This window comes from Streptomyces silvae (assembly GCF_016745505.1).
GTDB lineage: Bacteria > Actinomycetota > Actinomycetes > Streptomycetales > Streptomycetaceae > Streptomyces > Streptomyces silvae.
Genome location: NZ_JAERUC010000172.1, coordinates 76,429 through 90,652, shown reverse-complemented (window position 1 = coordinate 90,652; position 14,224 = coordinate 76,429). Strand labels below are relative to the sequence as shown.

The 14,224-nt window shown below is 72.0% G+C and carries 12 protein-coding genes and 1 pseudogene; 4 read left to right on the top strand and 9 right to left on the bottom strand.

What is annotated here, in order from left to right; translation table 11 throughout:
* Positions 1-51: 51 nt before the first annotated feature.
* From JKV81_RS27455 to JKV81_RS27445, 3 genes are read right to left on the bottom strand one after another with little or no spacing between them, the layout of a single operon-like run.
* The gene (locus JKV81_RS27455) at positions 52-540 is read right to left on the bottom strand and encodes a glutathione peroxidase (protein WP_202078263.1); all 489 of its coding nucleotides are present in this window, start codon (positions 538-540) and stop codon (positions 52-54) included.
* Between the two features lie 31 nt (positions 541-571).
* The gene (locus tag JKV81_RS27450; protein WP_202078261.1) at positions 572-1,123 is read right to left on the bottom strand and encodes a GNAT family N-acetyltransferase; all 552 of its coding nucleotides are present in this window, start codon (positions 1,121-1,123) and stop codon (positions 572-574) included.
* Positions 1,124-1,142: 19 nt separating this feature from the next.
* Positions 1,143-1,718 (bottom strand): helix-turn-helix domain-containing protein, encoded by a 576-nt coding sequence (locus JKV81_RS27445; protein ID WP_202078259.1) that lies wholly within the window; start codon positions 1,716-1,718, stop codon positions 1,143-1,145.
* A gap of 128 nt (positions 1,719-1,846) precedes the next feature.
* Between JKV81_RS27445 and JKV81_RS27440 the strand changes: the two genes are divergently transcribed.
* Positions 1,847-2,272: a DUF7144 family membrane protein gene (locus JKV81_RS27440; RefSeq protein ID WP_124278337.1), complete on the top strand. Its 426-nt coding sequence runs from the start codon at positions 1,847-1,849 to the stop codon at positions 2,270-2,272.
* Here JKV81_RS27440 and JKV81_RS27435 read toward each other — a convergent pair.
* The 3 genes and pseudogenes from JKV81_RS27435 to JKV81_RS27425 all read right to left on the bottom strand — a co-directional run bounded on the left by JKV81_RS27435 (position 2,226) and on the right by JKV81_RS27425 (position 6,216).
* Positions 2,226-3,560 (bottom strand): chloride channel protein, encoded by a 1,335-nt coding sequence (locus JKV81_RS27435; RefSeq protein ID WP_372444253.1) that lies wholly within the window; start codon positions 3,558-3,560, stop codon positions 2,226-2,228. The genes JKV81_RS27440 and JKV81_RS27435 overlap by 47 nt on opposite strands.
* Positions 3,561-3,692: 132 nt before the next feature.
* Positions 3,693-5,122: pseudogene (locus tag JKV81_RS27430) on the bottom strand (DUF2252 domain-containing protein).
* 137 nt (positions 5,123-5,259) lie between these two features.
* Positions 5,260-6,216 (bottom strand): DUF389 domain-containing protein, encoded by a 957-nt coding sequence (locus tag JKV81_RS27425; protein ID WP_202078257.1) that lies wholly within the window; start codon positions 6,214-6,216, stop codon positions 5,260-5,262.
* 170 nt (positions 6,217-6,386) lie between these two features.
* Here JKV81_RS27425 and JKV81_RS27420 point away from each other — a divergent pair, with 170 nt between their 5' ends.
* Complete coding sequence (locus tag JKV81_RS27420; RefSeq protein ID WP_099172045.1) at positions 6,387-6,614, top strand: DUF6011 domain-containing protein; 228 nt, start codon at positions 6,387-6,389, stop codon at positions 6,612-6,614.
* A 19-nt stretch (positions 6,615-6,633) separates the two neighbouring features.
* On the opposite strand, the gene JKV81_RS27415 is transcribed toward JKV81_RS27420, so the two are convergent.
* Together JKV81_RS27415 and JKV81_RS27410 are read right to left on the bottom strand one after the other, a co-directional pair.
* The gene (locus JKV81_RS27415) at positions 6,634-7,509 is read right to left on the bottom strand and encodes an acyl-CoA thioesterase (protein WP_129260954.1); all 876 of its coding nucleotides are present in this window, start codon (positions 7,507-7,509) and stop codon (positions 6,634-6,636) included.
* A gap of 34 nt (positions 7,510-7,543) precedes the next feature.
* Positions 7,544-10,057, bottom strand: coding sequence for a DEAD/DEAH box helicase (locus JKV81_RS27410; RefSeq protein ID WP_099172044.1), 2,514 nt, complete (start codon positions 10,055-10,057; stop codon positions 7,544-7,546).
* 156 nt (positions 10,058-10,213) lie between these two features.
* Between JKV81_RS27410 and JKV81_RS27405 the strand changes: the two genes are divergently transcribed.
* Both JKV81_RS27405 and JKV81_RS27400 read left to right on the top strand, forming a co-directional pair.
* Positions 10,214-11,005 carry a metal-dependent hydrolase gene (locus JKV81_RS27405; RefSeq protein WP_099172043.1) on the top strand — a complete coding sequence of 264 codons (792 nt, stop codon included), beginning with the start codon at positions 10,214-10,216 and terminating at the stop codon, positions 11,003-11,005.
* A gap of 55 nt (positions 11,006-11,060) precedes the next feature.
* Positions 11,061-12,596, top strand: coding sequence for an ATP-dependent DNA ligase (locus JKV81_RS27400; RefSeq protein ID WP_129260952.1), 1,536 nt, complete (start codon positions 11,061-11,063; stop codon positions 12,594-12,596).
* A 54-nt stretch (positions 12,597-12,650) separates the two neighbouring features.
* Here the strand turns inward: JKV81_RS27400 and JKV81_RS27395 are convergent, their stop codons facing one another.
* Positions 12,651-14,012 (bottom strand): NAD(P)/FAD-dependent oxidoreductase, encoded by a 1,362-nt coding sequence (locus JKV81_RS27395; protein ID WP_202078255.1) that lies wholly within the window; start codon positions 14,010-14,012, stop codon positions 12,651-12,653.
* Positions 14,013-14,224 lie beyond the last annotated feature (212 nt).

Genomic DNA, 14,224 nt, shown 5'->3' with positions numbered 1-14,224 from the left:
GGGGCCGGACCGTACGCACGGTCCGGCCCCGCCGCTGTGTGGTGAGGACCGCTACCGCGGCAGCTGCGCCTCGATGGCCGCGACGACCTCGGGGGCGTCCGGCTCGGTGCGGGGGCGGATCCGGGCGACCGGCTCGCCGTCGGGCGAGATCAGGAACTTCTCGAAGTTCCACTGGACGTCCCCGGCCGCGCCCTCGGCGTCCTCCAGCTTCGTCAGCTCCGCGTACAGCGGGTGCCGGTTCTCGCCGTTGACGTCGGTCTTCTCCAGCAGCGGGAAGCTCACCCCGTACGTCGTCGAGCAGAAGGTCCGGATCTCCTCCGCGGTGCCCGGCTCCTGGCCCGCGAACTGGTTGCAGGGCACCCCGACCACGGTGAATCCGCGGTCCGCGTAATCCTTCTGCAGCTTCTCCAGGCCGGCGTACTGCGGCGTGAGCCCGCACCGGGAGGCGACGTTCACCAGCAGGACCGCCGAGCCCTTGTGGGCGCCAAGGGTGGTCGGTTCGCCGGTGAGCGTGCGGAGCGGGATGTCGTGCAGCGTCATGGGATGTCTCCTCGGTCGCGTGGCGTCCCCCTCATTGTGACGGTCCCGCCGGGGACGCCTCCCGCGGGTCCAGCGCCCGGTAGTAGAACGTCGTCGCCCTGAGCGTGCCGTACGGGTCCGCCGCGTAGTCCGGCACGGAGCCGCAGGGGGTCCAGCCCGCCGAACGGTAGAGCCGCTCGGCGTCGCTCCCCGTCTCGGTGTCCAGGACCAGCAGCGCCAGCCCCTCGGCGGCCGCGGACCGCTCGACCGCGGTGAGCAGGGCCCGGCCGACCCCCCGGCCCCGCGCGGAGGGCCTGACCACGAGCTTCGCGACCTCCGCCCGGTGGCGTGCGTTCGGCATGGGTGCCTTCACCAGCCCGATCGTGCCCAGCGGCCGCTCTTCGTCCCGGGCGATCCAGACCTGATGGCTCCCGGCCTCCACCGCGGCTGCCCGCTCCCGCCACCAGACGGCAGCCGCCTCCCGGTCCAGCGGGGCGAGGAATCCGACGGAGGCCCCGCCCTCCACGGCCTCGACCAGCAGGGCGGCGAGCTCATCGGCGTACGTGACCAGTTCGGGGCCGGACACGGGGACGATCTCGGTCATGAAGCGGGTCCTTTCACGTTCACGGCAGGACGATCATCAGTGCGTAGCGGACCCGTGACGGGCCCGGACAGCGGAAGTGCGAGGGGCCGCGCAGCCGGAAACGCAGGCAGTCCCCCTCGTGCACGGTGTGCACGGTCCCCTCGACGGTGATCTGGACCGTGCCCTCCAGCACCCAGATGTGCTGCTCCACACCGGGCACCGGCGCGTTCTCGTACGCGAGGGAGGCGCCGGCGTCGAGTGTCCCCTCGATGACCTCGGCGCGCAGGCCCGGGTGCGGCGGCGAGACGGAGCGCCGGACGAACCCGGTCCGCTCGTCCCGCCACACCGGCTGTCGCGCGGCCGTGACCAGCTGCGGGGGCTCGGCCTCCACCTCCAGCAGCAGCCGCGACATCGTGCGCCCGTACACCGTGCACAGCTGACCCAGTACGACGGTGGTGGGGCTCAGCTCCGCACGCTCCAGCCGCGACAGGGTCGAGCGGCTCACCCCGGTGCGGCGGGACAGCTCTTCCAGCGACCAGCCGCGCTCGGCGCGGAGCATGCCCAGCCGTGCCGCGAGGCGGTCGTCGACGCCGGCGGGCGCTCCAGGCTCTCTCATATGAGGGATTCTATCTCTGCTTCGAGAAGAGGCCAACCGGGTGATGCCGTGTCAGGCTGATAAAAGGAACATAAGCCGCGAAGTGTCTCGACCGAGGCGCTCATCGGCTGGGATCCGAGGAGGCCGACATGGCTGGAAGTGCGAGCGAGACGGGACGCGACACCGCCCGGGGGAGCGCGGCCCAGTCGGGCTGGACCGTATTCGCGGCGGTGATGATGATCTTCGGTGGGGCGATGGCCATCCTCGAAGGCATCGCCGCCATCGCCAAGGACGATCTGTTCGTCTCGACCCGGAACTACGTGTTCCAGTTCAACCTCGCGGGCTGGGGCTGGGTGCACCTCATCCTGGGCATCGTCGTCGTCCTCGCCGGCTTCGCGCTCTTCAGCGGGGCCCTGTGGGCGCGCGCCGTCGGTGTCGTGCTCGCCGGGCTCCTGGTGGTCGCCCACTTCCTGTGGCTCCCGTACTACCCGTTCTGGTCGCTGGTGCTCATCGCGATCAACATCTTCGTCATCTGGGCGCTGTGTGTGGGTCCGCAGAAGAGCGTTCGAGCCTGAGCACGAGGACGTAGGAGACCACCACCGCCACGATGACCAGCGGCATCACGGTGATCCCCTCGCGGCCCAGCAGCAGCGTGGCGAGCAGTACCGACGTCATGGGCAGCCTCAGCATCGCCACGCACATGGCCCCGATGCCCATCGCGAAGCCCGACGTGGGGTCGAGCCCGGGCAGATGGGCGAGCGCCAGCCCGCCCGCCGCCCCGATGAACATCGACGGGAAGATCGGCCCGCCCCGGAAGCTGCTCAGCGACGCGCAGTACGCGAGCGCCTTGCAGACGACGAGGATCAGGAGGGTGGCGGCCGACAGCCCCGCGTCCGTGGAGAGCAGCGGGCCGAGCGCGTCCTGGCCCGAGTAGAGCACCTGGGACGCCTCGTGGCCGGTGCTCTCCGCGTACAGCAGGGCGAGCACCCCGACGGCCAGGCCCATCACGACGGCGGACGACACCGTCCGCCGTCCGGTGCGTTCCTGCAGCAGCAGGGCCAGCCGCTTGATCCATGTCCCGGCGAAGGCCGCCGCGACGCCCAGCACGACGGCCCAGCCGAACGCGGCCAGGGTGGGGTCGTCGGCGTGCGGCACACCGGGCAGCGTCAGGGAGTACGTCCCCAGCCCGGTCCACGAGCCCAGCCCGATGAAGATGAGCGAGCCGATACCGGAGGCCAGCAGCCCCGGGACGAGCACCAGACCGAGCGTCATCCCGGCGAGCCCGGACGCCTCCATCAGCAGGAACGCGCCGAGCAGCGGGGAGCCCAGCAGGGTGCTGACGGCGGCGAAGCTCCCCGCCGCCCCCACCATGGCGGCCGCGCTCGGCTCGATGCCGGGCCTCACCAGGCGCACCGCGTAGACGGCCAGCCCGCCGCCCAGGGCGATGAGCGGCGCCTCCGGGCCGAGCACCGCGCCCAGCGCCAGCGAGGTCAGCGCGGCGAGCGCGATCCCGGGGAGCTCCGCGGCCGCCGGCGCGCCCCCGTGCGACATGCCCTCGGCCGGGTTGCTCCCGCCCCTTCCCGGGAGCAGGCGGATGGTCAGGCCCGTCAGCAGGCCCGCCAAGGCGAGCAGGGGCACCGGCCACCACGACGGTGTGCCGTGGAACCCGAGGGCCCGGGGCAGGTCGTCGTAGGTCAGCGACTGGAGCTCGTGGACGAGCGCCAGGAAGCCGAACGCGGCCGCCGAGATCGGGACTCCGAGCAGCGCCACCATGACCAGCAGGACCAGGTACTGCCGGGTGCGCACCACGGCGAGAGGGTCCGGGCTTCCGGTCCCGGGCGCTGCCCCGGCTTCTGCAGGCATCGTCATGGTCTCCTCGGTGTCGGATCCCGGCCGGGACGGGCCGTCCCGCCGGGATCCACACGGTGATACCACGATGTGACGTTCTGTCCGTGATGTACCCGCTGGCCGCAGGCGGTGAAATCCGGTGCTCCGCTACTTCTCGCCCGCCCCTGCGGCGGGAAGGCGGCCGGCGGCCACCGCGTCGACGAGCGCCCGGTGATCCCGCTCGTTCTGATCGGCGTACCGCTCGGCGAACGTCTCCAGCGCCCGGTCGAAGGCGTCGCCGTGGCCGAGGTAGGCCGCGATGGCGATGCGGTCGCCGGACCGCGCGTGCGCCCGGGCCAGCGTCGTCCCGCACAGCTCCCCGAAGGCACCCATGCCGCGCGGCACCATCAGTTCGGGTTCCACCACGCCCTTCCAGTCACGCAGTTGGCGTACGTAGAAGTCCCGGCGCTGCCCGTCGAACCCCTCGACCCGTCCCAGCCCAGGAAGATGTCTCCCGCGGCCTGCATCAGGCGCTGGCCCGCCACCACCCGCTCGCCCTGGTTCCGGTACGCACTCGCTCCCGCGTGAGGGGCGAGTACCGAGGAGTCCGCCTCCTTGGCCTGGAGGAAGAGCGGATCCCCGCCGTCCCTGCCCAGCAGGAGGAAGATCCAGCAGCGGGTCCCGACGCTGCCCACGCCGACGACCTTGCGGGCCATGTCCACGGCCTGGAAGTCGGTGAGCAGGGACCGCCGGTCCGAGGGCAGACTTCGGCCGTAGCCCCGGAGGAGCTTGCGGAACTGCTTCTCCGTCGCGCGGCGTTCCGCGTCGGGCAGCAGGTCGGCGATCGGCACGACCAGGGGCGGATCCGGCGCGATGCGGACCTGCCCGCCGCTCACCTCGGTGAGCTTCGCGAACGCCTGCAGACTGTCCCGGGTGCGGGCCTTCGCCGTCACGCCGGCCACGCGCCTGCGGCCCCGGGCGGGAAGACTGTCCGCCGCCATGGCCTTGAGGCGGTCCTCGTCGGTCTTCGCGTACCAGACGTCGAGATTGCGCATGTCCGCGAACCGGATCATGGACTCCCGGTACGACCGAACGGTCGCCCGCACGATGCGGGCCCGCTCCTTGTCCGTGAAGCCGTTGGCGCGGGCCGCGATGACGAGACTGGCCGCCAGCCGTTTGACGTCCCACTCCCACGGCCCCGGCAGTGTCTCGTCGAAGTCGTTGATGTCGAAGAGCAGATGACGTTCGGGGGAGGCGAGCAGCCTGAAGTTCATGAGGTGGGCGTCACCGCACAGCTGGGCCCTGATCCCGGAGACCGGCGTACGGGCCAGGTCGGAGGCCATGACCGCCGCGGCCCCCCGGTAGAAGCGGAACGGCGACTCCGTCATCCGCCCGTACCGGATGGGGATGAGCTCCCGCACCCGGTTCGCCGACTGGGCCTCCAGGAGGGCCAGCGGGTCCGGCCGGTCGGCGGGCGGCTCGTACGCGCCGTGACTGGATCTCGGGACCCGTTTGCGGGCCGCCCTGCCGAGCGCGGCCCGTTCCTCCGGAGTGGCGCCCGGTACGGCACGGAGCTGCGAGGCGCGTTTCTGGGGCATGGCGGCCCTCCTGACTGCGAGCGGGGCCCCGCGTGCGGCCCTCGCCTCCCATCATCCCGGCCCGGCCCGGTTCCGGCCGTTCGGCGGGGTCCGGCGGCGGCCACGGTCCCGGTCCGGCCCCGGTGGGACCCGCGGCCTCAGCCCGGTCCGCCACCCCGGCCGTGCCTCAGGCCCACGCGCCGCCAGATCGCCCGCTGGGATCTGAGCGCGAGGGCCCCCACGACGATCAGCACGACGATGTTGACCAGGAGCTGGACGAGGGAGCCCCAGGCCTCCGACCAGCCGGCGAAGGCCGTGGAGACGTTGATGGCGGCGGCCGCCGGGATGGTCGTCACCGAGATGAAGACCCCGAGCAGGGCGCTCGTGCGGGCCTCGGTGAGTGACACGATGCCGACGACACCGGCCAGGGCGGCGACCGCGAAGGAGAAGAAGTTGGGGGTGTTGATCAGGTTGGAGACGGGCCGCAGCCCCCGGTCGAACGCCTCCGACTGCAGACCGAAGCCGCGGATGAGCAGACTGAACAGAAACGTGACCGCGATCGTCAGCAGGAAGCCCGTGCACAGGGCTGACAGTCCGGCGCGGACCATGGCCCGGTTCCCCCGGTCGAGACCCAGGGCCACCGCGACGATCGCCCCGTACTCGGGGCCGACGACCATCGCGCCGACGATCAGGATCTGGGAGTTGGTCACGATGCCGACCGAGCCGATCAGGCCCGCGATGACCAGATAGAGGTAGAAGCTCGGCGCGTACCTCCCCCCGGACCGGATGCGCGCCTCCACCTGCTCCCAGACCGGCATGCCGGCGAGGGCCCCGAGCCGCAGCGCCGCGGCGTCCGGGGCCCGTCCCGGGAAAGCCATGTCGACCGGCTCGACGACCACGGACCCGCGGAGGTCGACCCGGAGGTCCCGCAGACCGCGCAGGACCTCGTTCGCGGCCCCCGCCAGCACGTCGCACGCCACGGAGTCACCGTCCGGGTTGCGCGCGGCACCCCGCTGCACGATCAGGTTCAGGACGTAGGGGGCGCTCCCCAGAAGCTCCTCGACCCGCTCGGTGAGGTCCGGAGGGCTCACGGCGCGGACATGGATCATGTCCACCTGGCACCTCCGCGCGGCCGGGGGAGGTGGTATGCGGGGGACTGGGCGGTCATGGACCGATACCTTCCCACAGCGGCCACGCTCCGCCGGGCGACCCGCGCACGGGGGCGCCGGTGTCGCCGTACGGAGCGGCCGGCCCGGTCCGCGGCCCCGCTTGAGAGAATCAGCCCGTGGAATCCCCAGAGCCCTTCCCCGGCTTTCCCGAACCCCCGGCCGAACCGGACCGGCCGGCGGTCCGCCGCCCCGTGCGCTGCGCCCTGTGCGGGCGCCCCCTCACCGGCACGGAGTCACGCCGGGCCGGGCTCGGACCCGCCTGTGACGCCAAACTGCATCCGGCGGGCCCGGACATCCGGACCCGCCGTCATGAGGTCGATCAGGACCCGCTGCCCGGGACCTGAACGGCCCCGGACGCGCGGGCTACGCGCCGTCGAGGCGGCGGAACAGCCCCTCCTGCACCACGGACACCAGCAGCTGCCCCTGACGGTCGTAGATCCGCCCCCTGGCCAGCCCGCGGCCGCCCGTGGCGATCGGCGACTCCTGGTCGTACAGGAACCACTCGTCCGCCCGGAACGGCCGGTGGAACCACATGGCGTGGTCCAGCGAGGCCATGTCGAAGCCGCGCGGACCCCACAGCGGTTCGACCGGGATCCGTACCGCGTCCAGCAGCGTCATGTCGCTCGCGTACGTCAGCGCACAGGTGTGCACCAGCGGGTCGTCTCCCAGCGGGCCGACCGCGCGCATCCACACCGCGCTGCGCGGGTCCGCGCCCTCGACCTCCTCGGACGTCCAGCGGAGCCGGTCGACGTAACGGATGTCGAAGGGCTGGCGCCGCGCCATCCGCTCCAGCGCCTCCGGCAGGCCGCCCAGGTGCTCGCGCACCTCGTCGGCGACCGTCGGAAGCTCCTCCGGGCCCGGCACGACACGTGCCGGCGGCAGCTGGTGCTCGAAGCCGGCCTCCTCCGGACGGTGGAACGACGCCGTCAGATTGAAGATCGTCCGGCCCTGCTGCACCGCCGTGACCCGGCGCGTGGTGAAGGACCGGCCGTCCCGCACCCGCTCCACGTCGTAGACGATCGGCACCCCGGGGCGGCCGGGACGCAGGAAGTAGGCGTGCAGGGAGTGGACGGGGCGGTCCCCGTCGGTCGTCCGGCCGGCCGCGACCAGCGCCTGGCCCGCGACCTGCCCGCCGAAGACCCGTTGCAGGGACTCCTCGGGGCTGCGGCCACGGAAGATGTTGACCTCGATCCGCTCCAGGTCGAGCAGCTCGACCAGGCTGTCGGCGGGGTTCGTCATGCGGTTCTTCTCCACTCTCCTGGCCGGCGCGCCGTCACAGCTGGCCCACGGCCGTGACCCGGACGACCGCCCGGCCCTCCTCGTCGGAGGCCGCGAGATCGACCTCCGCACGGATTCCCCAGTCGTGGTCGCCCGCGGGGTCGGCGAACGCCTGCCACACCCGCCACAGACCGTGCTCCTGGTCCTCGTCGATCTTCAGAAGCTTCGGGCCGCGCGCGTCCGGACCTGTGCCCAGGTCCTCGTGCGCGTCCCAGTAGGCGTCCATCGCCTCGCCCCAGGCGTCCTCGTCCCAGCCGGAGTCCGCGTCCAGCTCGCCCAGGTCACGGACCCTGTCCAGCGCGGCCAGCTCCACCCGGCGGAACATCGCGTTGCGCACCAGCACCCGGAAGGCACGGGCGTTGGCCGTCACCGGCTTGACCTCGTCGGCCCGCTCCTGAGCCTGCTCGGCCGTCTCCACCTCCGGGTTGGCCAGCTGCTCCCACTCGTCCAGCAGGCTGGAGTCCACCTGGCGCACCATCTCGCCCAGCCAGGCGATCAGATCCTCCAGGTCCTCGGACTTCAGGTCGTCCGGGATGGTGTGCTCCAGCGCCTTGTACGCGCTCGCCAGATAGCGCAGCACGATGCCCTCGGTGCGGGCCAGCTCGTAGTTCGACGTGAACTCCGTGAACGTCATGGCCCGTTCGTACATGTCCCGGATCACCGACTTCGGCGACACCGGGTGGTCACCGACCCACGGGTGGCTCGTGCGGTACACGTCGTACGCGTGCCAGAGCAGCTCGCTCAGCGGCTTGGGGTACGTGACCTCCTGGAGCCGCTCCATCCGCTCCTCGTACTCGACGCCGTCCGCCTTCATCTGCCCGACGGCCTCACCCCGCGCCTTGTTCTGCTGGGCGGCCAGGATCTGCCGCGGGTCGTCGAGCGTCGACTCGACCACGGACACCATGTCCAGGGCGTACGAAGGGGATTCGGCGTCCAGCAGGTCGAACGCGGCCAGCGCGAACGTCGACAGCGGCTGGTTCAGCGCGAAGTCCTGCTGGAGGTCGACCGTGAGCCGTACGATCCTGCCCTCGGCGTCGGGCGTGTCGAGCTGCTCCACGACACCGCCGTCGAGCAGCGAGCGGTAGATCGCGATGGCCCGGCGGATGTGCCTCAGCTGCGCCCTGCGCGGCTCGTGGTTGTCCTCCAGCAGATGGCGCATCGCCTCGAAGGCGTTCCCCGGGCGTGCGATCACCGACAGCAGCATCGTGTGCGTGACCCGGAAACGGGAGGTCAGCGGCTCGGGATCGGACTGGATCAGCTTGTCGAAGGTGGTCTCCGACCACGCGACGAAGCCCTCGGGGGCCTTCTTGCGGACCACCTTGCGCTTCTTCTTGGGGTCGTCGCCCGCCTTCTTGACGGCCTTCTCGTTCTCGATGACGTGCTCGGGTGCCTGCGCGACCACGAAGCCCGCCGTGTCGAAGCCGGCCCGGCCCGCGCGGCCCGCGATCTGGTGGAACTCGCGGGCGCGCAGGGTGCGCACCCGGGTGCCGTCGTACTTGGTGAGGGCGGTGAACAGCACCGTGCGGATGGGGACGTTGACCCCGACGCCCAGCGTGTCCGTGCCGCAGATGACCTTCAGCAGACCCGCCTGGGCGAGCTTCTCGACGAGGCGGCGGTACTTGGGGAGCATGCCCGCGTGGTGCACCCCGATGCCGTGGCGCACGTACCGGGAGAGGTTCTGGCCGAACTTGGTGGTGAAGCGGAAGTTGCCGATCAGGTCGGCGATCTTCTCCTTCTCCTCCTTGGTGCACATGTTGATGCTCATCAGCGACTGCGCTCGCTCCACGGCCGCGGCCTGCGTGAAGTGCACGATGTAGACGGGCGACTGCCGGGTGTCCAGGAGCTCGGTGAGCGTCTCCGTGATCGGCGTCAGCCGGTACTCGTAGCTCAGCGGGACCGGACGCGTCGCGGAGCGCACCACGGACGTGGGGCGGCCCGTGCGGCGGGTCAGGTCCTCCTCGAACATCTTGACGTCGCCGAGGGTGGCCGACATCAGGACGAACTGGGCCTGCGGAAGCTCCAGGATCGGGATCTGCCAGGCCCAGCCGCGCTCCGGTTCCGCGTAGAAGTGGAACTCGTCCATCACGACCTGGCCGATGTCGGCGTACTTGCCGTCACGCAGCGCGATCGAGGCGAGCACCTCCGCGGTGCAGCAGATGACCGGGGCGTCGGCGTTGACCGAGGCGTCGCCGGTCAGCATGCCCACGTTCTCCGTGCCGAAGAGCTTGCACAGGTCGAAGAACTTCTCCGAGACCAGCGCCTTGATCGGCGCGGTGTAGAAGGTGACCTTGTCCTGGGCCAGCGCCGTGAAGTGCGCACCCGCCGCGACCAGGCTCTTTCCGGAGCCGGTGGGGGTGGAAAGGATCACGTTCGCCCCGGAGACCACCTCGATCAGCGCCTCCTCCTGAGCCGGATAGAGGGTGATGCCCTGCGATTCGGTCCATGACGAGAAGGCCTCGAAGAGGGCGTCCGGGTCGGCGGTCGGGGGCAGCTGATCGATAAGGGTCACGCCCCCATCTTGCCTGTCCCCGGCCCGGATGAGGGAACCGGACGATCCGGCGAAGATCACGGACGATACGCTTCCCACTCAACTCGGCTGCCTCGCACAGGCAATGGCGGCCCGGCCTGGACGCACGGCCGAATCACGATGGGGGCGGGAACAGCCATGATGGGACCGGCACACTCTCTGTCAGGGGCAGCGGCCTGGCTGGGGGTGGGTGCCGCCGCCGCGGCCGCGGGGCACACCATGCCCTGGCCCGTCCTGGTCGTGGGAGCCCTGATCACCGCGGGCGCCGCGCTCGCCCCGGACCTCGACCACAAGTCGGCCACCATCTCGCGGGCCTTCGGACCGATCTCCAAGGGCCTCTGCGAGATAGTCGACAAACTCTCGTACACCGTCTACAAGGCGACCCGGGGGCCCGGCGACCCGCGCAGGAACGGCGGCCACCGCACCCTCACCCACACCTGGCTCTGGGCGGTGCTGATCGGCGCCGGAGCCTCGGCCGCGGCCATCTTCGGCGGCCGGTGGGCGGTCCTGGGCATCCTCTTCGTCCACCTCGTCCTCGCCGTCGAGGGCCTCCTGTGGCGGGCGGCCAGGGTCTCCAGCGACGTCCTCGTATGGCTGCTGGGCGCGACGAGCGCATGGATCCTCGCGGGCGTCCTCGACCAGCCGGGCAACGGTTCCACCTGGCTGTTCGACGCGCCCGGCCAGGAGTACCTCTGGCTCGGGCTCCCCATCGTGCTCGGCGCGCTCGTCCACGACATCGGCGACGCCCTGACCGTCTCGGGCTGCCCGATCCTGTGGCCGATCCCGCTCGGCCGTAAGCGCTGGTACCCCCTCGGGCCCCCCAAGGCCATGCGGTTCCGGGCCGGCAGCTGGGTGGAGCTCAAGGTGCTGATGCCCGCCTTCATGATCCTCGGGGGACTGGGCGGCGCGGCGGCGCTCAACGTCATCTGACACCGGGCCGCCGCGTCCGGGGGCGGTACGCCCGCCGCCGTAGCACCATGGCGGCATGCTGCTCGCCAGGCTCGCCCATGTGTCCCTGGAGGTCGCCGCGACCTCGTCCCGCACCCGGAAGACCGCCCTGCTGGCCGGGCTCTTCCGGGAGACGGGGCCGGACGACGTCCCGGTCGTCATCCCCTATCTCGCCGGCCGTCTCCCGCAGGGCCGCCTCGGGATCGGGTGGAGCGCCCTGCGCCACGAGGTGACGCCGGCCCGGACGCCCACGCTGGCCGTGACGGAGACCGACGCCGAGCTGACCGCGATCGGGGCGCTCACCGGCCCGGGCTCGCAGGCCGCACGCAAGGAGCGCCTGGCCGCACTGCTCGGCGCCGCCACCGCCGACGAACAGCGCTTCCTGCGCGCCCTGCTCACCGGGGAGGTGCGGCAGGGAGCGCTGGACGCCGTCGCGGTCGACGCCCTGGCCGACGCGGCCGGAGCACCTCCCGCGGAGGTACGGCGCGCGGTCATGCTCGCCGGGTCGCTCGGCCCCGTCGCCCGCACCCTGCTCGCGGAGGGCCCCGGCGGCCTCGCGTCCTTCCGGCTCACCGTCGGCCGGCCGGTCCAGCCGATGCTGGCGCACACCGCCCGCTCGGTGGCCGAGGCCATCGGCCGGCTGGGGCCCTGCGCCGTCGAGGAGAAGCTGGACGGCATTCGCGTACAGGTGCACCGGGACGGGACGCGGGTGTGCCTCTACACCCGCACGCTCGACGACATCACCGACCGGCTCCCCGAACTCGCCGCCGCGGTGGCCGCCTTCCCCGCGGACCGGTTCATCCTCGACGGCGAGGTGATCGCGCTCGATGCCGACGGCAGGCCCCGGCCGTTCCAGGAGACCGCCGGCCGGGTGGGCTCCCGGCGCGACGTCGCCACCGCCGCCGGCGCCGTCCCCGTGGTCCCCGTCTTCTTCGACGTACTGTCCGTCGACGGACGCGACCTCCTCGACCTCCCCTTCGCCGAACGCCACCGGGAGCTGGCCGCGCTGGTTCCCGAACCGATGCGCGTACGCCGCGTCGCCGTCGACGACCCCACGGACGAGGCGCAGACCGGGGCGGCGGAGACGTTCTTCGAGGAGACGCTGGCCCGCGGGCACGAGGGCGTCGTCGTCAAGGGCGGCACAGCGGCGTACAGCGCCGGGCGCCGGGGCGCCTCCTGGCTGAAGGTCAAACCCGTGCACACCCTGGACCTCGTGGTGCTCGCCGCCGAATGGGGCCACGGCAGACGCACCGGGAAGCTCTCCAACCTGCATCTGGGGGCGCGCCGGGAGGACGGCACGTTCGCCATGCTGGGCAAGACCTTCAAGGGGCTCACCGACGCGCTGCTCGCCTGGCAGACCGAGCGGCTCGGGGAGCTGGCCACCGGCGACGACGGGCACGTGGTGACCGTACGCCCGGAACTCGTCGTGGAGATCGCCTACGACGGCCTCCAGAGCTCCACCCGCTACCCGGCCGGCGTCACGCTGCGGTTCGCCCGCGTCCTGCGCTACCGCGAGGACAAGCGGGCGGAGGAGGCGGACACGGTCGACACCGTCCTCTCCCGCCGGACATGACTCCGGCCCCCGCCCGCACGGCGGAGGCCGGGGGAGGGGGCCGGGACGTGCGGCTCAGCGGTGGACGTCCGCGCCGGCGGTGTGCGCGCGGATCTCCTCCGGCGTGAGATAGGCGTCGGTGTACTCGAAGTCGCGCAGGGTGGCCTGCTTACGGGCCTGGAACCCCGTCCGTACGAAGTCGTCGCCGGCGATCGCGTTGAGCAGCCAGTTGGTCATGACCCGGGTCTTCGCGACGTTCGTCCGCAGCGCCGCCCAGTGGTAGCCGCGCGCCGCGGCCTGGGCCGGCAGGCCCCTCAGCTCGATGCCCAGCGGCTTGGACACCGCGTCCCGGCCACCGAGGTCCACGACCAGACCGAGGTCCTTGTGCTCGTACGGCTGGAGCGGGCGGCCGCGCAGGGACGCGATGATGTTGTCCGCCAGCCTGCGGCCCTGGCGCATGGCGTGCTGCGCGGTGGGCGGGCAGATCGCCCCGTCGCCCTTGTGCAGGTCCGGCACGGCCGCCGCGTCGCCGAGCGCGAACACGCCGTCGCGGCCGGGCAGCGTCATCTCCGGTGTCACGGCGAGCCGGCCGCGCACCGTCTCCGCGTCGAGGGTGGCGATGAGCGGGCTCGCCGCGACACCGGCGGTCCAGATCAACGTGCGGCACGGCAGTACCCGGCCGTCCGTGAACGTCACCTTGTCCGGCCCCGCCTCCGCCACGGAGACACCGAGCGAGACCTCGATCCCGCGCTTGCGCAGGATCTCCTGGGCGCTGAGACCGAGCTTGTCGCCGAGCTCGGGCATGAGCTTCGGCGCGATGTCGATCAGATGCCACTTGATCAGCTTGGGGTCCAGCCGGGGATAGTGCTTGACGGCGTTGGCGGTGAGCAGCTGCAGGCACGCGGCCGTCTCCGTACCGGCGTATCCGCCGCCGACCACCACGAACTGCAGCCGGGACGCCCGTTCCTCCTCGTCGTGACTGGCGTCGGCCAGATCGAGCTGGGAGATGACGTGGTCCCGGATGTAGGCGGCCTCCGCCAGGGTCTTCATGCCCCGGGCGTTCTCGACGAGCCCCGGGATGTCGAAGGTCCGGGTGACGCTGCCCGCGGCCAGCACGATGTAGTCGTACGGCTCGTTCACGATCTCGTCCGTGATCTTGCGGACCACGCAGACCTTCGCCTTCGTGTCCACCCCGATGGCCCCGCCCGGCACGATCCGGGTGCGGTGACGCCGGCTGCGGCGCAGGGAGACGGCGACCGACTGGGGGGTGAGCACCCCGGAGGCGACCTGAGGGAGCAACGGCAGGTAGAGCTGGTACGAGAACGGGGTGACGAGCGCGATGTCCGCCTCGCCGGGCGCGAGGGTGCGCTCCAGCCGGCGCACGCACTCGACCCCGGCAAAGCCGGCGCCGACAACGAGAATCCTGGGTCGTGCCACGGTGTGCGTCCCTTCTCGGGTTTACGCGGTCATCGCTCGCCTGCCCCGGATCCGGGGCCAGTCACTCCTCATCCTCACCTCGGAGGCATCAGTTCGCCTCCCGTGCGGCGGACCGTGCCACCGGACGACGGGTGGATCGGGGAGCGGCCTTCGTACGCGCGCGTGACCTCCTGGCACAGGGGCGGGCCGTCCGTGACCTCACGGCAGAGGGG

Bases quoted from the DNA above. Each gene is read 5' to 3' on its own strand.
- JKV81_RS27455 (WP_202078263.1), bottom strand. From the start codon at position 540: ATGACGCTGCACGACATCCCGCTCCGCACGCTCACCGGCGAACCGACC.
- JKV81_RS27450 (WP_202078261.1), bottom strand. From the start codon at position 1,123: ATGACCGAGATCGTCCCCGTGTCCGGCCCCGAACTGGTCACGTACGCC.
- JKV81_RS27445 (WP_202078259.1), bottom strand. From the start codon at position 1,718: ATGAGAGAGCCTGGAGCGCCCGCCGGCGTCGACGACCGCCTCGCGGCA.
- JKV81_RS27440 (WP_124278337.1), top strand. From the start codon at position 1,847: ATGGCTGGAAGTGCGAGCGAGACGGGACGCGACACCGCCCGGGGGAGC.
- JKV81_RS27435 (WP_372444253.1), bottom strand. From the start codon at position 3,560: ATGCCTGCAGAAGCCGGGGCAGCGCCCGGGACCGGAAGCCCGGACCCT.
- JKV81_RS27415 (WP_129260954.1), bottom strand. From the start codon at position 7,509: ATGACGAACCCCGCCGACAGCCTGGTCGAGCTGCTCGACCTGGAGCGG.
- JKV81_RS27405 (WP_099172043.1), top strand. From the start codon at position 10,214: ATGATGGGACCGGCACACTCTCTGTCAGGGGCAGCGGCCTGGCTGGGG.
- JKV81_RS27400 (WP_129260952.1), top strand. From the start codon at position 11,061: ATGCTGCTCGCCAGGCTCGCCCATGTGTCCCTGGAGGTCGCCGCGACC.